The 16,741-nt window shown below is 48.2% G+C and carries 19 protein-coding genes; 9 read left to right on the top strand and 10 right to left on the bottom strand.

Annotated features, from left to right (window positions below; all coding sequences use genetic code 11):
- Nucleotides 1-64 precede the first annotated feature (64 nt).
- From QT996_RS15570 to QT996_RS15545, 6 genes are all read left to right on the top strand, one after another.
- Nucleotides 65-283 (top strand): hypothetical protein, encoded by a 219-nt coding sequence (locus tag QT996_RS15570; protein ID WP_333047605.1) that lies wholly within the window; start codon nucleotides 65-67, stop codon nucleotides 281-283.
- Nucleotides 273-416, top strand: a complete 144-nt coding sequence (locus tag QT996_RS15565) for a nucleotidyltransferase domain-containing protein (RefSeq protein ID WP_333047604.1) — start codon at nucleotides 273-275, stop codon at nucleotides 414-416. Before QT996_RS15570 ends, QT996_RS15565 begins: the two co-directional genes overlap by 11 nt.
- A 109-nt stretch (nucleotides 417-525) precedes the next feature.
- Nucleotides 526-786: a DUF4160 domain-containing protein gene (locus QT996_RS15560; RefSeq protein ID WP_333047603.1), complete on the top strand. Its 261-nt coding sequence runs from the start codon at nucleotides 526-528 to the stop codon at nucleotides 784-786.
- A 3-nt stretch (nucleotides 787-789) separates the two neighbouring features.
- A complete protein-coding gene (locus QT996_RS15555; protein WP_333047601.1) occupies nucleotides 790-1,071 on the top strand; it encodes a DUF2442 domain-containing protein in 282 nt (93 codons plus the stop codon).
- A gap of 55 nt (nucleotides 1,072-1,126) precedes the next feature.
- On the top strand, nucleotides 1,127-1,624 hold the full coding sequence (locus QT996_RS15550; protein ID WP_333047600.1) for a DUF4365 domain-containing protein: 498 nt from the start codon (nucleotides 1,127-1,129) through the stop codon (nucleotides 1,622-1,624).
- Nucleotides 1,621-2,163, top strand: a complete 543-nt coding sequence (locus QT996_RS15545) for a hypothetical protein (protein ID WP_333047599.1) — start codon at nucleotides 1,621-1,623, stop codon at nucleotides 2,161-2,163. Before QT996_RS15550 ends, QT996_RS15545 begins: the two co-directional genes overlap by 4 nt.
- 27 nt (nucleotides 2,164-2,190) lie before the next feature.
- Here the strand turns inward: QT996_RS15545 and QT996_RS15540 are convergent, their stop codons facing one another.
- The 7 genes from QT996_RS15540 to QT996_RS15510 all read right to left on the bottom strand — a co-directional run bounded on the left by QT996_RS15540 (nucleotide 2,191) and on the right by QT996_RS15510 (nucleotide 8,049).
- On the bottom strand, nucleotides 2,191-3,006 hold the full coding sequence (locus QT996_RS15540; RefSeq protein ID WP_333047597.1) for an alpha/beta hydrolase: 816 nt from the start codon (nucleotides 3,004-3,006) through the stop codon (nucleotides 2,191-2,193).
- A 32-nt stretch (nucleotides 3,007-3,038) separates the two neighbouring features.
- Nucleotides 3,039-4,238, bottom strand: a complete 1,200-nt coding sequence (locus tag QT996_RS15535; protein WP_333047596.1) for an FAD-dependent monooxygenase — start codon at nucleotides 4,236-4,238, stop codon at nucleotides 3,039-3,041.
- Nucleotides 4,239-4,782: 544 nt separating this feature from the next.
- Nucleotides 4,783-5,124 (bottom strand): hypothetical protein, encoded by a 342-nt coding sequence (locus QT996_RS15530; RefSeq protein ID WP_333047594.1) that lies wholly within the window; start codon nucleotides 5,122-5,124, stop codon nucleotides 4,783-4,785.
- Nucleotides 5,124-5,483, bottom strand: coding sequence for a hypothetical protein (locus tag QT996_RS15525; RefSeq protein ID WP_333047592.1), 360 nt, complete (start codon nucleotides 5,481-5,483; stop codon nucleotides 5,124-5,126). The genes QT996_RS15530 and QT996_RS15525 overlap by 1 nt, the downstream gene beginning before the upstream one ends.
- A 1-nt stretch (nucleotide 5,484) precedes the next feature.
- Nucleotides 5,485-6,699: a divalent metal cation transporter gene (locus QT996_RS15520; protein WP_333047590.1), complete on the bottom strand. Its 1,215-nt coding sequence runs from the start codon at nucleotides 6,697-6,699 to the stop codon at nucleotides 5,485-5,487.
- Nucleotides 6,696-7,091 (bottom strand): hypothetical protein, encoded by a 396-nt coding sequence (locus tag QT996_RS15515; protein WP_333047589.1) that lies wholly within the window; start codon nucleotides 7,089-7,091, stop codon nucleotides 6,696-6,698. The genes QT996_RS15520 and QT996_RS15515 overlap by 4 nt, the downstream gene beginning before the upstream one ends.
- A 163-nt stretch (nucleotides 7,092-7,254) precedes the next feature.
- Complete coding sequence (locus tag QT996_RS15510) at nucleotides 7,255-8,049, bottom strand: SDR family oxidoreductase (RefSeq protein WP_333047587.1); 795 nt, start codon at nucleotides 8,047-8,049, stop codon at nucleotides 7,255-7,257.
- A gap of 312 nt (nucleotides 8,050-8,361) precedes the next feature.
- On the opposite strand from QT996_RS15510, the gene cax reads away from it, so the two are divergent.
- Both cax and QT996_RS15500 read left to right on the top strand, forming a co-directional pair.
- Nucleotides 8,362-9,483: a calcium/proton exchanger gene (cax, locus tag QT996_RS15505; protein ID WP_333047585.1), complete on the top strand. Its 1,122-nt coding sequence runs from the start codon at nucleotides 8,362-8,364 to the stop codon at nucleotides 9,481-9,483.
- Between the two features lie 1,099 nt (nucleotides 9,484-10,582).
- On the top strand, nucleotides 10,583-12,649 hold the full coding sequence (locus QT996_RS15500) for a serine/threonine-protein kinase (protein ID WP_333047583.1): 2,067 nt from the start codon (nucleotides 10,583-10,585) through the stop codon (nucleotides 12,647-12,649).
- Nucleotides 12,650-12,754: 105 nt separating this feature from the next.
- On the opposite strand, the gene QT996_RS15495 is transcribed toward QT996_RS15500, so the two are convergent.
- From QT996_RS15495 to QT996_RS15485, 3 genes are all read right to left on the bottom strand, one after another.
- A complete protein-coding gene (locus QT996_RS15495; RefSeq protein ID WP_333047581.1) occupies nucleotides 12,755-13,306 on the bottom strand; it encodes a GUN4 domain-containing protein in 552 nt (183 codons plus the stop codon).
- Nucleotides 13,307-13,351: 45 nt separating this feature from the next.
- Nucleotides 13,352-15,025 (bottom strand): calcium-binding protein, encoded by a 1,674-nt coding sequence (locus QT996_RS15490; protein WP_333047579.1) that lies wholly within the window; start codon nucleotides 15,023-15,025, stop codon nucleotides 13,352-13,354.
- Between the two features lie 79 nt (nucleotides 15,026-15,104).
- Complete coding sequence (locus QT996_RS15485; protein ID WP_333047577.1) at nucleotides 15,105-15,737, bottom strand: transaldolase family protein; 633 nt, start codon at nucleotides 15,735-15,737, stop codon at nucleotides 15,105-15,107.
- A 437-nt stretch (nucleotides 15,738-16,174) separates the two neighbouring features.
- On the opposite strand from QT996_RS15485, the gene QT996_RS15480 reads away from it, so the two are divergent.
- Complete coding sequence (locus QT996_RS15480; RefSeq protein ID WP_333047575.1) at nucleotides 16,175-16,402, top strand: hypothetical protein; 228 nt, start codon at nucleotides 16,175-16,177, stop codon at nucleotides 16,400-16,402.
- Nucleotides 16,403-16,741: the final 339 nt, after the last annotated feature.

Below are 16,741 nucleotides of genomic sequence, written 5' to 3'. Positions count from 1 at the left end.
GCCAGTTGGGTTAGGGCGGAGCAGATTTGCTGCAAATGTACTTTCCAGAAGAGTTGTAACACTGGTGCGGAGTCAAAAGGCAACAAAAAAGCAAAACGGTAAGTGTTATGTTTTAACTCCTGAGAGGTATGTGGGGGCGGAGGCGGAGGCATTGGAGGATGAGGAGGGTTTGGACGAGAAGATGCTGCATTTGACGGCGAAGTTGGAGAGGCAATTTACCGAGAGTGCCAAGTTAGAGGCAATTATTCAGGAAAATCTGCGGGGGTGGAGTTATGGGAATTGAGGAATTGCTGAAGTCCAAGCGCTCCGATATCCTGAGAATTGCTACTCACCCAGGCGCCTTAAATGTGCGCGTTTTTGGTTCGGTTGCCAGGGGTGAAGCAACAGCAGATAGGGAGGTTGATTTTTTAGTATAATTGGAACCAAAACGCACGTTTTAAGCAATATTAAAGAATGTATTGCGCGGATTTAGTCTTACGAAATCCCGGTAAAAGACGCCGAAAGAATTGTATAGGGGACAATCTAATGCCAGAACTAAGCCGATTTTTAGGCATCATCATCACGATGTACTATAACGACCACCCGCCCCCGCACTTTCATGTCCGCTACAATCAACAAAAAGCCATCATTGATATCGAAACCCTCTCAATTCTAGAAGGCAAACTTTCCCCTCGCATCTTAGGATTAGTTGTAGAGTGGGCGGCCCTTCATCAAACAGAGCTCATGCAAAACTGGCAACTTGCCAGACTTCAAACACCATTAGAACCTATTGCCCCTTTGGAATAAACAATGCTCAAAGATATTAGCTCCGTTCAACCATTAGAAAACTATCAACTTTACCTCAAATTTGAAGATAACCAAGAGGGAGTAGTTGACATCAGCCAATTAATCGAATTTACCGGAATCTTCGCCCCCCTGCAAGACTTGACTTACTTTAAACAAGTCAAACTAAATCCAGAATGGGGGACAATTTACTGGGAAAATGGAGCCGATTTAGACCCCGATGTTCTCTACTCCATTGTCACCAACCAACCGATACAAATCAAGGAAACCATAACCAACATGATGTAATTTTATCTACGAGCTAAAACCAAACAGGTTAACAAGAATAATCGCTACGTAAAAAGTGGACATCAACCAACAAAAAGAACAATTCAGCAACATCTACCTGCAAGCTGTCACCACCGTTGCCGGCTATTCCCTCTACAAACCATTCGTAGACGATGACAGCGTAGACTGGGGAGTAGCTGCGAAAGGCGCGACAGGCCCCATTAGAGCACCTCGCTTAGAATTGCAGTTAAAATCTACATCAAGTGATATCCAAGACGATAACTCCATCCGCTACCCCCTCAAGCTCAAAAACTACGACGACTTAAGAATGGATGACTTCGCCATACCCCGAATTTTAGTTGTCGTTTTAATCCCCGAAACACCCGCAGGCTGGTTAACCCAGTCGGAAACAGAACTCTGCATCAGAAACTGCGGATATTGGAGCTCGCTGCAGGGAATGGCAGACACACAAAATACCAGTGCTGTCACCGTCACCATCCCTAGAACTAACCAATTTACAGTCGCCGCCCTTCAGTCAATTATGGAGGGAATTAGCCCAGGAGTCCAACCATGAAATTCACCGTAAAAGATCGCCAAACTCTCGAAACCATCGAGCTAAATCAACTGAGAAATTACTTACAAACTCACGGCTGGCATCAAGACCAACCTTTTTTAGATAATGCCACACTTTGGCACAAACCAACAACCGACGGAGAAGAATTAGAAATATTGCTACCTAGTCGGCAAAATCTCCGAGATTATGGAGCGCGTATCAGCCAAGCAATTCAAACCCTAGAAAACGCCGAAAATCGCCCTCAAATTGAAATTTTAAGCGAACTACTTACCCGCATTCCCAACACGATAATTAAGGGAATTGTTATGCAAATTCACACCCCAAATACCAAAAAATTAAGTGGCGAAATTACTCTCCTCGGTCTTGTAATTGCCAAATTGCGGAAAATTAAAACTACACTCGCAGACAAAGATTATATCCTGGCGATTAAAGCTTATCAAGAACGCTTACCGATTCTCTGTAGCGGTGACTTAATCAAAGACAACAACGCCTTCATCCTCAAAAATCCCCACAACTTAACCCTCGATGAATTGTCGTAAAACTAACAGATTTTGTCGAAATCTAGATTAAACACCTTCCAAACAGATATCAAGTTCCCTAGCAAAGGCCTCTGGCCCATCCAGCATCAGCCAGTGTCCAGTATCGGCGATCGTAGTTGTCGTCAGTGTGGGACGGAGGATGTGGAGGCTAAACGGAAAAGTGTTTGAGGGAGCAATAATGGCGTGGGCCCGTGTTCCAGGGGCTGCTAGGTAGCGATCGAGAGCATTAACTGCTTCAAAGGGCAACATCCCGCGAGACATTCCACACAGAGAATCCTGTGGAGTCGCCGCCAAGCAAGCGAGTATCCGATCGCGCGTCTGGGCCGTGCTTCCTGTCAGCGCCTCATTGAAGCTGGTTTCCACAGCAGCCCGCCAATCCTCCGTCTCCAGAGCCCTCTGGTAGGGGACGATGCGTTCCTCGTGCACCTCTGCAGGCACCTTGGTAAAGTCTCCAGGTGGGTCTGCCAGGATCAACTGCGCGATGCGGTGCGGTGCGGTGGCTGCTGTCGCCAGAGCAATACAAGCACCGAAACTGTGTCCGACGATCGCCACTCGATCGAGTCCCAGCCCATCCAGTACCGCCAAAACATCCGCTGCACAGGAGGCGGGCGCATAGTTGCCGTCCTCCGGCGGTGCGGAATCACCGTGTCCCCGCATATCAAGGGCGATCGCGCGTCGGGTACGGGCGACATGAGCAAGCTGGGCCTCCCAGATGCTCGCGGAAACCGCCATACCGTGCACGAATACCACCGGCAGCGGTTCCGACTCCCCAGCGGTGACAGGGGGGCTGGCTTCGATGATGTGAATAGTGCCGATCGGTCCTTTGAGAGTTGTCGATCGCATAAAATCTTCTCCTTATTTTGAATTTCCTCTTTTCACACAACCAATTTTACGTCTGTTACTCCTTGGCGCAATTCATACTGTCCTTTCACCCAAAATTGTTTAATTTTTTCACCCAAAAACGGAGCCGTTTGCATCATCAATAAACGCAACAATCCATTTTTTCGCAGTTGTTCGCCTTTCCACGCTTCTTGTGCTTGAAGTTGTTGGGCGCCAATAATTTCTGGTTCGCGTTCTGCCTGAATCCGCGATAATGCTAAGTCAATATCCTGGTAATTAGCCCCTGCTTTCAATAAAGGTACAAGGTGATTGGCGGCAACAATTACATCGCGCAAAGCCATGTTAATTCCTTGAGCGCGAACCGGAGACATGGGATGTGCAGCATCCCCCAAAAGTATGATTCCTGGTCGATGCCAGCGCGGACAGCGACCAACCACAACAGATAATCGCATCGGAGATTCGATCGTATCGGCACAGTTGCGGAAATGTTCTGCCATCCACGCAGGCGAGAGGGATGCGAAAGTTTCTGCCCAGTCTCTGTGTTTCCAATCAGTTTTGTCATCTGCCGATAGCACCCAAGCCAGATGAAGTTTTCCTGATTCTGCCCCATGAAAGACACTGAATCCGCTACCGCCATTCAGGATAGAATAAAATACATTATCCGCCACAAACCGAGGATGATCGGCAAGTTTAAACCACAGAACATCTATACTATTCTGCTGTTTTACTAACTCTAATTCTGCACGTTGTCGTACAACCGAGTTTCTACCATCTGAACCAATGACAAGTGCAGCAGGAATGTCTCGCCCATCTCCTAGCTTTACACCCGCAATGCGATCGTTGCTGTACAGTAAATCTTTTACGGGAACACCTGAGATAAATTCAAACTCTGGATGCAACTGAGCTTCTGAAATTAGTCTTTCTAGCAAAGGCGGTTGCGATACCAATGTACAAGGTCGATTTGACCCCATTGGTTCATCAACTCGAAATAGTTGCCGATCGCCCACAATGAACTCCCAGGCATCAATTTGTCGGTGTGGAACACCTTCTAGCATAGTGGATAAGCCCATTTGTGCGATCGCATCCAATCCGCTGGGCATTAACGCTTCACCCCGAAACACTCGGTAGGAATCTTTTGCAGCCTCAACCAACGTTACAGCAATACCTCGTTTCACCAGCAGTAAGGCAAGTGCCGCACCAGTTGGCCCCGCTCCTACAATTACAACTTGCGTCATTGCCATTCCCCATTGCTTTTTAATGTATTTCTCAGTTTAATTTCCATCCTAAGAGATAAAGCACTGCCCGCAACTATTCATCCACTTCTGCTGAAAAAGATTCTGGTAAAGACCGAATTTGCTAGACTAAAATGTTTTATTAAATGATATCGATTCCGGTTGCACCGTCCGTGATTGTTGACTGTTGACTCATAACTGATGACTAATGACTGATGACTAATGACTCGGGGTCAAAAAACGGAAAATTGTGCGCTATCTTTGTTGGCAGCTTGATTCGACTTTACGCCCGACTTCGGAGCGTGGATTTGATATCAATTCCGGCCTGACTGCCGGAATTGATATGATAAAGTCAAGGTCAATCATTCCTCCTTCCCCAACGGACCACTCCCCATCATTCCGGTGTAACGGGAATTGATATGACTTGCGATCGGGCTGATGCCTCCCCAGCCACAGAAAACATTCAAAGCGCTGCGTGACCGACAACTTGCAGGCTGAACCTCAAATCGATCGCCACGGCCTCCACACTGACGATAAAAATTTATCGCTAATTGGCATCTCTTTCTAACTGTTGGGAAATCTCTTTGAGCGCATCGATCGTGCAAATTAAGCGGGGATGCTCTGGATCGAATAAATCGAGTTGATCCCAGGGAATACGATATCCCTTATGTAGATTGCGGGCACCCAAAAGATGCAGCAAACCTGCGCCTAAATTCCAGGCAGACAAACGCTCCACGATCGCCGGTATGCCCACGAGATATTCTACAATTACCCAATCATCGCCTTGCTGCTGGGCGCGCACCTCTTCAATGCGTCCAACGCGATTGCCCGTTGAATCAAATACGCATTTACCGAGCAGCAGCTCTAAGTGTAGTTCGCGACTTGCCATCAACTTCCTCCTGGAATGTGTTTAATCACATGATCGCGCAGCCAGACTTCGTAGGCTAATGCGGGAGTTTGTTCGGCATCGAGATCCACTTCCACATCAATGCCGATGTTTCGCACCTTCGACCAAGCAATGCGAAACGGTTCGGTGTGTTTAGCACCCCACTTGCTGGCAATCGCGGCAACCCAACGCGAGCAACGGGGATGAACTCGATGCGCTAAAGTGGTGACTCCTGTTTCAAGATACGCCAGTCGCGGTGGCTGTCCCTCTACGAGTTCTACAACAATGCCATCGACCTTGCCCATTTTGCGTTGGTTGCGATCGACAATCTGATTATCTAGGACATCTCGAATAACATCCATATCAACCTCCAAGCACTTCTAGTGGAATGGCGACGATCGCTAGCACAAAAGCCAGAACCATTGTGAAAATGGTGATACTATTACTGATCCAGCCGTTGCAATGGTCGCCCACATACTCGCGATCGTTCATCAAGACCAAGAACGGGATAATCGTCACCGGTAAAATTACGGCAGTCAATGCCATGGAAAATAAGGTCAGTTGCAACGGATCGATTCCCACAACCATCAGCAGTGATGCCAGAAATACAAACACTGTGTAAACAAAGCTGAAACGGGCTGCCTCTTTGGGATGCAAACTTTCACCCCAGTTCCAACCAAAGGCCTGCGCCACAATATAAGCCGTGTCTAAGCTAACTTCCAAAGCCGCTCCAAAACAAGCAATGCCCAGCGATGCAGCAAACAGCACAAATCCCCAATATCCGAATGGTTGGGTCAACATCAAAGCTGCTTGTTCGTAGCTGTCTACTTGAATTCCTCGCGGGTGCAATACCTGTGCCGCCACAATCAGCACTCCCAGCGAGACGACACTACCAAACCCCATCCCTAGCCCAGCAACTGCACGATTTACACCGAGATGCGATCGATCCCATTTATCTTCAACCGCACCAGAGGAGTAGAAGTAAAACAAATACGGACTAATTAATGCGCCGAGGATACTGACAGCAATAAACAGATAATGGGCGGTATCTTGTTGGGGTATGGTTGGCAAAATTCCTTCAGCAACCGCAGGTAATGCTGGACGAAGCTTGAAGGTTGCCACCACAAACGCCAGTGTAATCAGTCCTAGGAAGGAAATGCCGTTTTCAATCAAGCCAAAAGTTCCCTTCCAAAGCAACAGCCAGATTGCAAACGCAACTGGTAGCGCCCACCATTGAAAGCTAATGCCTGTTACGAGTTGCAGCGCAATACAAACGCCGCCAATTTCAGCACCCAGCACTAAAAAATCGACGATGACCTCGGCAATCAACGGGAATATGAAGAAATTGAAGCCCAATCTTTCGCGAACGGCATCTGCCAAAGTGTGTTGGCTGACTGCCGCGAGGCGACCTGACATTTCGACTAAAGCGATGACACAAATCGTGCCTAGAACGATCGTCCAAATCAACTGAAACTCGAAGCTAGAGCCTGCTTCTGCGGCTGTGGCGATCGCTCCCACATCTAGGAAGCCGCCAATACTGGTGACAATACCCAAGGCAATTTCCCGAATCTTGTTCACGACCGGTCTCCCTGCGCTTTGAGCAATGTTTCAAGCTGCTGTTGTTCAGTTGCAAGCTGCACCAGAGGTGTGGCGATCTCCGCTTTGCGGTGCTGCTTCACAGCCGTTGTCATCTGCTGAAGCGTTTGCTGTAACTGGTATATCTGTCTTGGCAAAGCAGGAGGGTCAGTCAAATCTTTGGTTTCCTTGGAAATTTCCTGCTGGCTCTTTTCCAAGGTCTGTTGAGCGTAGAGGTCGGGAATGCTACCCTGTTGCCAAGTCTCTCCCACCATACGAGCGGTCGCTGTCCAAGATTCAACCGTTTTCAGCGTTTTGACCAGCTTATCATGGGAGGACGACTGACTACAGCCTGCTAGCACCAGCAGCAGACTGGCGATTAAAGCTTTTTTCATGGGTGGCGATCGACTCCTCTAAGCAGTTTTACTAATATTTTCCTGCTTCAAATCGGCACTTAACAGCATCCTTAGAGAGATTTATCTCTTAAGAGAGGTTGGAATTAGTCCTAGAAAAGAGGGTGTTCTTAACTGATTTACGATCGCCATCTTACAAATCGGGCTAAACGATTGATCGCACAACACCGCCATCGACTCGCAAAGCAGCTCCGTTAATAGCAGATGATACCGGACTGGCAATAAATGCGACAAGTGCAGCCACCTCCGAAGTCTCGGCAAAACGCTGAATCAGCGAAGAAGGGCGAGTCTTTTCAAAGAACTCTTTCTCCACTTGTTCGCGAGTCACCTTTTGGTTTTCTGCCAATCCTTGAATGAAATCTTCTACTCCTTCCGATCGCGTCGGCCCCGGCAGCACTGAATTAACAGTCACATTGGTGCCAACAGTCGTCTCTGCCAAACCGCGCGCGAGAGAAAGCTGCGCCGTTTTCGTAACTCCGTAGTGAATCATTTCTGCTGGAATGTTGAGCGCCGATTCGCTAGAGATGAAAATAATCCGCCCCCAGTTCTTTGTCAGCATTAATGGCAAATATTGTCGAGCCAGCCGCACCCCGCTGATGACGTTTACTTCCAGAATATTCATCCATTCGCGATCGGAAATATCCTCAAATGCTTTAGCGCCATAAATTCCTAAATTGTTTACCAAAATGTCAACTTCCGGGAATTGCTGAAATAATTCCTCGGCTCCGGTTGCCGTTCCCAAATCGGCAGCGACACCATGAACTTTGGCATCTGGAGCAATTTCTTTGATTTGGTCGATCGCCCTTTTTACCCGTTCTTGAGTCCGTCCGTTAACGATGACAGTTGCACCTTCTTTGGCGAGTTCTGTGGCAATTGCCAACCCGATTCCGGCAGTTGAGCCGCTTACCAGTGAAATTTTACCAGAGAGTTTTAGTTCCATTTTTGTTGTTCTCTAAGAGGTATTTTAGTCGGCGGAGGTGGACTTTATAGTTTTAGTTGCATTTTTGTTGTCTAAGAGTTATTTTAGTCGGCGGAGGCGAACTTTGTTTGTGGATCATCGGGATTCTATTGGGTGGTTTAAAAGTAAATTTTTAACCAGACGTTAACATCACACAGTCCGTAACGAATAGCGATCGCCCTGGATCGGGCGATCGCCGCCCAGCTTTGAAACACCCCCAATTCCCTAACCCAACCCATTTTTAAAATTTTCCCACAGGTTATGATTGACGGTTGGCAGCTTTTGAGAATCTAAATGCTAAACACAAATACAATTATTTCCAGCCTGCTGTTATTTATCCCGGTTTCCATCGCCGGACACTTTCTCGGTTGGGAATCCTCCACAATCTTCATCACCTCGGCCCTAGCCATCATCCCTCTAGCCGCCTGGATGGGTACGGCCACCGAAGAAATTGCCGTCGTCCTCGGCGCCAACTTGGGGGGTTTGCTGAACGCTACCTTCGGAAATGCCACGGAACTGATTATCGGCATCGTCGCACTCAACGCCGGACTAATAGATGTTGTCAAGGCCAGCATCACCGGTTCAATTATGAGCAACCTGCTGCTGGTGATGGGATTTGCCATGCTGCTGGGCGGCTTGCGCTACAAAGAACAAGAATTTCAGCCGATAGTCGCCCGGTTGAACGCTTCAGCGATGAACTTAGCCGTGATTGCCATTTTGGTGCCGACTGCAGTTAATGCCACCTCTACGGGCATCCCTGCAGAAACGATGCAGAACCTTTCTAGCGCTGTTGCTATAGTCCTGATTGTCGTCTACGTGCTGACGCTGCTGTTTTCGATGAAAACCCACAGTTATCTGTACGATGTAGGGGTGGCAGAAATAGAAATGCTCGAAGAATTAGCCGAAAGTAACTTAGCACCAGATAGTCCTGACCACAAAGTCAATCTGCCGCTGTGGATTGGGGTGCTATTGGCCTGTACCCTGATGGTAGCTGTCGAGTCAGAACTGCTGGTGGGTACTCTAGAAGAAGCAACGGCGCGTTTGGGGCTGACATCACTATTTACCGGGGTGATTCTAGTGCCGATTATTGGCAATGCTGCCGAACATACGACGGCGGTGACGGTGGCGATGAAAAATAAAATGGATTTGTCGGTTTCTGTGGCCGTAGGTTCGAGTTTGCAAATTGCTTTGTTTGTCGCCCCGGTGTTGGTTTTGGCAGGTTTTGTCTTGGGCAAACCGATGGACTTGAATTTCAACCCGTTTGAACTTGTAGCGGTTGCCGTGTCGGTGCTGATCGCCAATTCTATCAGTTCTGACGGCAACTCTAACTGGCTAGAAGGTACTTTGCTGTTGGCAGCTTATACGGTTTTGGCGCTGGCGTTCTACTTCCATCCGGTAATTGAGGGACTTGTTTAAAATGCTTTGTTCTGCTGAAGGAAGAGGGAAGAAGGAAGAAAGCAGATTTTTTCACTCCCTCACTCCCCCACTCCCCTACTCTCACTTCTTTCTTCGAGAGTGGTGGTTGCGATCGTACAATTGAAATGTAGCTCCCCTCTGGTTATTAGTTCTGGTGTGTTTGTACATTATGTGCTCTCACCAGGGATTTGTGACCTCGATCGGCTCTGACAAACAACAAAACCTTTGGCGTCAACCCGATCGTTAGATCGCAGTGCCCCCGGTTATAAAAAAACACGGGATGCTGAAGTCAAGCGAGACTAAAACCTCTCTTGACTTCAGAGACGCTGCAAGATTTAAATAAAGGGTGCTCATGAGTCTTTTACTAGGTGTGCTACGATCGTCATAAGTTGAAAATTGAGTTGGACTAAATAGCCAAAAAGTTCACCAAAGTTAGTCATACTTAACTTGACTGATTAACATTCGGGGAAGTATGATTAAATCAATGCCGAAAAAAAGGCTTAATTATCTGGGAGAGTAAACCGAGCGTGCAAGTCAAAAGTGACCAGCCTGTAAAAGGTCGAACGGGAGCCCGCGTTTCGTTAAATTGGTTGAAAATAGTGGATGACTCCTGGCTAAAAGCTTCAACTAAAATTAATTCAATTAGGGTGGGCTACATCCGAATTAACGCCTGTGGACAAGAAAGAGCCGACTCCCTTGGGTGAAGCAGGAAACAGACCCTTCAGGAGTAATTCTGATTGAATGGTGAGGCTTAAATAAGTTTAACCAAGTTTTGTGTAGCAGTAAACGACGGTCGATTTAAAACTGACCAGCCTATAAAAAGGTCGAACGGGATACCACGATTCGTTAAATTGGTTGAAAATAATGGTTAAACAATGGCTAAAAGCTTCCACAAATAAATACAGACTGCAAAAATAGGGTGCTGCTCCACCCGAATTTACGCCTGTGGACAAGTAAGAGCCGACTCTCTTGGCAGAAGCAGGAATCAGACCCTCTAGAAAATACTTCTAGTTGAATGGTGAAGCTTAGATAAGTTTACCCAAGTTTTGTAGAGCAGTGTCAAAGTAAAACTTGATAGAGCAACCTCAATCAGGGTTATGTGGCTTCTGTGAGTTATTGCCTCAATCCCAAATGCCCGAATCCCTCCGATCCAGCCAACTCTGGCAAATCCGCGTGTATCCACTGCGGGTCAGAACTTTTGTTGCAAGGTCGATATCGGCTAGTCGCCCCTCTCGGAGGCGGCGGCTTTGGCAGAACATTTGAAGTGGACGACAACGGCGCCCGAAGAGTGCTCAAAGTCCTGCTCAAAGAACATCCCAAAGCTGTAGAACTGTTTAAGCAAGAAGCCGACGTATTGGTCAGGCTCAGACATCCAGGTATTCCAAAAGTCGATCGCGACGGTTATTTTATATTTACGCCAGCTCACAGCACAGAGTCTTTTCACTGTCTGGTGATGGAGAAAATTGCTGGGGCCAATTTGCAAGACTGGCTGAAACATCGGGGCCGCCCCATCAGTCAAGAACAAGCTGTGAACTGGCTCAAACAACTGTCGGAAATTTTAGACCAAGTTCACCGCCTCAACTATTTTCATCGGGATATCAAGCCGCACAATATTATGTGCAAGCCAAACGGGCAGTTAGTGCTGATTGACTTCGGGACTGCTCGGGAAGTTTCGGCGACTTATTTCGCTAAGGTGGGCCAGGGGCAAAATGTGACTGGTATTGTTTCCCCGGGCTACACGCCGCCGGAACAAACTAATGGCAAGGCTGTTCCGCAGTCGGATTTTTTTGCTCTGGGGCGCACTTTTGTTTATTTGCTGACTGGAAAGCCGCCGACTGCGTTTCCAGAGAACCCGCGCACGGGCCGATTAATGTGGCGCAAAGGAGCTCCTCAGGTTTCCGACGCCGTGGCTAATGTAATCGATTACCTGATGGCGCCTTTTCCGGGCAATCGGCCTCAAAGTCCCCAGATGGTTCTGCAGTGCTTGGAGGAAATTAATCTCGACGGCGCGGAAAGTCAGTTGCCTACTCAGTTGCCGACGACGGGGCAAACTAAACTTCGCGCAACTTCCGGGGCGCCTGATGCGAAGAAGCAGACTTCTGTAAACCGCCTCAGACCTCTGAATTCGGGATTGAACAAGGCCGAGAAAGATGTTTTTGATTGGAAAAAGAAGTTGCTGGCGGGCACGGCTGTTTTGATGGTGAGTATTGGCGCGTCTCAAATTTACGGTTCGCTGCGTTATGGGGTGTTCCCGGCAAACCCGGTGTGGCTGCTTTCTAGTTTACCTAGCAGTCAGTTTTTGCAAAAAAGTTTGGATAATTTGGAGAGTGTAAATGCGATCGCCCTGTCGCCTGACGGCCAAAATTTGGTGAGCGCAAGCTTAGGGACAATTAGAATTTGGGATTTGAAGACGGGACGGGTGCGGACTCTCCATTCGGTGCATTCTAAAAAATCGGTCAATACGGTGGCGGTGAGCCCAGACAGCTCGATTTTGGCCAGCGGGGGCGACGACAATAATGTGATTCTCTGGGATTTGAAGACGGGGCGGCGGACGCGGACGATTCCCGCTCACAAAGCCCCCGTCAACGCGATCGCTTTTAGCAGGGACGGTCAAACTCTGGCTAGCGGCAGCGATGACAAAACTGTTCGCTTGTGGAATGTCAGAACCGGCAGCAGGTTGCGGACTTTGATCGGCCACGCCGGAGGAGTAAACGCGATCGCTTTGAGCCGGGACGGTAACACTCTGGCTAGTGGCAGCGATGACAAGACTGTGCGTTTGTGGAATCTCGATACCGGAGAAGTCAGAAGAATTATCACAGGTCACGGGGGCGCGGTTAATGCTGTGGCTTTTAGCCCAAACGGGAAAATTGTGGCTAGCGCTAGCACCGACAATACGATCCGCTTGTCGAACGTGCAAGACGGGAAGCGCACCCGCACTTTTAAAGGGCATTCGGGCGGGGTGAGGACGATCGCCTTTAGCGCGGACAGCCGCACTTTGATCAGCGGGGGCGAAGATATTATAGTGTGGGATTTGAAGACGGGAAAAGAAAGAAGCACTCTTTCTGGTCACAGTCAGTTTGTGAGTTCTGTAGCTATTGCCAGAGATAGCAAGACTTTTGTGAGCGGCAGTCCCGATCGCACTATTAAGATTTGGCGAATGCCATAGTCCTACTATTTTAGATTTTAGATTTTAGATTGAAGAGGCGAGGCGATCGAGAAATCCCATCCCGACTCCGACGTGGAAGTCTGGGCATTCCCCGCCCTACAACTGTTACTTGCCGCAATTGGCAAAAGTAGAAAACAGGTTAAATTCTGTAACCCTCCACGCTTGCCATGTTTGCGCGCCCGCAAAAAGACTGTACCTAGTTATGCTTTTATCGCTGTCAACATAACTTTGCCAACTTAATGAAGCAACAGTTGGATACTGGGCAGGAAACTCCCCTGGTATAGGACTTACTTGCGAGCTCATGTTCCATCCTACTTGCTTGCTAAATTCTTGAATTTGACCTTCGCAAGTGCGACAGCTAGAACCGCCCACTTTCTGCCAAATCTCTAACTGTGGAGTCAATCCATATTTGCCATTGCTCGATTGCATCCACAGCCGATCGATCGCGCGGAGGTTCGGACAAGACAGATTGGCGGAGTTGTTGCGGATCAGAGAGACTGTTTCTTGATCTGCTTCGTACCATTTTTTTGCTTCTAATAAGGATTGAAGTTTGCTGAATTCGCTGTTGCTTTCTTGTGAATGAGCGGTAAATGCTGGTTGCAAAACTGCAAGAAATGTGCCTATTAATGCGAGGGATTGTTTGCCAAGTTTAATCATGTTCCCTGAGTAAAAGTGGTTTAACAAGTAATCAGTTTACCATCTCTAGACCGAGATGAAATCTTCAGAGCCGATGAGATTGGGAGCAACGCCTGTCAAAGCAGCTAAAACTTCACCGCTGCTGGCTACTCTAATTAATGTGCCGTTAGTTCCAGGGGAAATTGATAGCTGTCCGAAGGTCAAGCCATTAATTAATTGAATGGTATCTTGACCATTGCCGAAATCAGAGATTGTATCAACTCCCAACCCAGCACCTAAAACAAACACATCCTTGCCCACGCCACCCACTAGATTATCGTTGCCCAAACCGCCGTTGAGAGTGTCAGAACCTTTGCCGCCATACAGGATATCGTTGCCGTCGCCGCCATTTAAGACATCATTAGCCCGCAAACCGGTCAGCACGTCATCACCTTCCACACCGTTGATGATATCGTTGCCACTGGTGCCAGTCAGGTTGTCGTTGCCGTCCGTGCCGTTGATGACGTTTGGAGTGCTGCTGGTGTCAGCAACAAAAATGTTTCGGTAATTGCTAGTCTGCCCCGGCACGAGGTTGGAGGAATTTGAATCAAAAGCTACAAACCGCCCGTCGCCTGAGATGGAGGGATTAAATGCCTCCCCCGGATTGCCTGCTGAGTCTACAGAGACGTTGGTGGTGGTATTGGTGAGCGTGTCCCGCACCAAGATGTCGCTAAGGGGAGCCCCCACTATGTTGAAGGCATATGACTCAAACGCCACAAACCTCCCGTCGGCTGAGATGGAGGGGTTGTCGGAGTCAATGTTCCTGTGATTGCCTGCTGAATCTACTGACACGCGGGTGGTGGTATTGGTGAGCGTGTCCCGCACGAAGATGTCTCTCTCATCGTTGGTATCCCCCGGCACAAGGTTGGAGGCAAAAGACTCAAAGGCCACAAACCTCCCGTCGGCTGAGATGGAGGGGCTGTAGGAGACACTGTTCCCCTGATTGCCTGCTGAGTCTACTGACACGCGGGTGGTGGTATTGGTGAGCGTGTCCCGCACGAAGATGTCTGTCTTATCGTTGGTATCCCCCGGCACGAGGTTGGAGGCATCAAATTCAAACGCCACAAACCGCCCGTCGGCTGAGATGGAGGAGTCGTTGAAGAAGCTAATACCGTTCCCCTGATTGCCTGCTGAATCTACTGACACGCGGGTGGTGGTATTGGTGAGCGTGTCCCGCACGAAGATGTCGTTTCTCTGGTTAGTATCCCCCGGCACGAGGTTGGAGGCCTCAGAAGTAAACGCCACAAACCGCCCGTCGGCTGAGATGGAGGGGCGGTCAGAGAAACGGTTCGCCTGATTGCCTGCTGAGTCTAATGACACGCGGATGGTGGTATTGGTGAGCGTGTCCCGCACGAAGATGTCTTGGCTCGGGAAGGAGTCTGGGCTACTGTTAGTATCCCCCGGCACGAGGTTGGAGGCATAGGACTCAAACGCCACAAACCGCCCGTCGGCTGAGATGGAGGGCCTGCTGGAGCCATTGTTCGCCTGATTGCCTGCTGAGTCTAATGACACGAGGGTGGTGGTATTGGTGAGCGTGTCCCGGACGAAGATGTCTGTCTCATCGTTATTATCCCCCGGCACGAGGTTGGAAACACCAGAATCAAACGCCACAAACCGCCCGTCGGCTGAGATGGAGGGGGTGTAGGAGTTACTGTTCCCCAGATTGCCTGCTGAGTCAACAGAGACGGGAGTAATAGTCATAAGCTCTCACATTTAAGAGTATAAGAGTACAAGTTTGGAGATTCCCTAATCTTACTCACAACATACAAGATAGCAAAGCTCATATTCCCAGCCCGTTTTTGGCAAATTCATCAACAGTTTGCTGCGATAATTCATGAAGTGTCATTGCCTGCAACACGTCAAAAGGCAATGTCAAATGATGTGCTCCAGCTAATAAAGTCTTTACCGCTTCTTCCGGGGATTTAATGCTAGCTGCCAAAATCTCAGTATTGCTTTTCTTCAAGACATTTGCCATCTCTTGCACTAAGGCAAAACCGTCTCCCAACAATCTGGTGGCGCGATTCACGTAGGCGATCGCATATTTGGCCCCCGCTTCTGCTGAAACAACGGCCTGGGCGGCGCTGTAAATAGCTGTCACCGCGCAAGGAATGGACGGTGACAAATGCGCTACTGCTTGGAAACCCGCGGCCGTTGCTGGAACTTTCAAAACTGTTTGCCGCCCGATCGACTCAAAAGCAGCTTTTCCTTCTGCTACCATGCCATCTACATCAGATGCCATTAGCTGATAATACACTTCCCCAGGAATCAGTTGTGCCAGTTGTTTAAGGGTTTGCTCAGGAGATAACTCGCTTTTTGCCAAAAGTGTCGGATTAGTAGTAATTCCCGCTATCCATCCGAACTTGCTTGCCCGTGCGGCTTCCGCTACAATTGCAGTATCCACATAAATTGCCATCGGCTCTACACCTTCAGTTTGTTAATAATTTCCAGACACTTGCTTTCAGATTGAGATAAATCCGAGCAAAATTAATTGTTAAGCTTTAACAATATCAGAATCTCGGAAATATTACTGTTAAGTAAATATAACAATTCAGTGATGTGCATCATCGGTAGTAGTGCGTGATTTTTGAATTCAACGAAACTTACGCTCAGCACTCCCGTTTATTACAAAACATTCGTGGAGGACGACAGATCTGCGAATCAACCTCGTTTTTGAGGGGGATTGGGGAAGCGAGATTTAAGATAGCTAACAACTGAAATCACAACTTTTAAGTCAGTTGGTAACTGCGATTGTCGGGTAAGGAATACTTGACTCGCCAAATCCCGGATACAAAGAAATTAGATTTGTATTAAGGGTTATGTATGCAATAACTCCAGGAGGTGACTCAGAAAATGACCGAAGAAAAAAATCAGCAGCCACAAGTCAGCCTTGAGACATCTTCTGAACAACCTCAGTTGGAAAATTCAGCAGAAACCGCTGAAGAATTATCGATAAATCTTAAGTCTCCAACTCTGTCTCAAGCGGTTGAAAATAACGCCGAAGAGCGTTTGAAGGCTCTAGGCCGCTTAATGATGGTGAGCCTAACTTGGTCGCTGGCGGGGCTTTCCAAACGCGAGTAATTTATGGAGCGCTACCGCAACGGGCGAGTTATGATTTGTGAGTTTTGTTGTAAGTTTTGTTTAACTCAAAACTTACAACTCCCGGACTTACATGATGTCCGGTTAATTGTAATAAAACCAGTTTTTAGTGAGGAATAAAGTCCTTGCTTTAAAGACTAAAGTCTTCAACAGATCACTCATAACTTTTATTTAATTCCTTCAAAGGGCCCCAAAAAAGTCGGTTTCGGACGGGTAACGCGCACTTGCCAAAGCGCTTTAAGCACCAGGGTAAGAGCATCTCAATCAGCCTTGACAAAAGCACTTGAGAATTTGCATCATATAGTCATTGTTCATTGCGGC

The organism is Microcoleus sp. S13C4, from assembly GCF_036700865.1.
Lineage (GTDB): Bacteria > Cyanobacteriota > Cyanobacteriia > Cyanobacteriales > Microcoleaceae > Microcoleus.
Note: the sequence above shows the minus strand (reverse complement) of the source record. Positions and strands in the feature narration are given on the sequence as shown.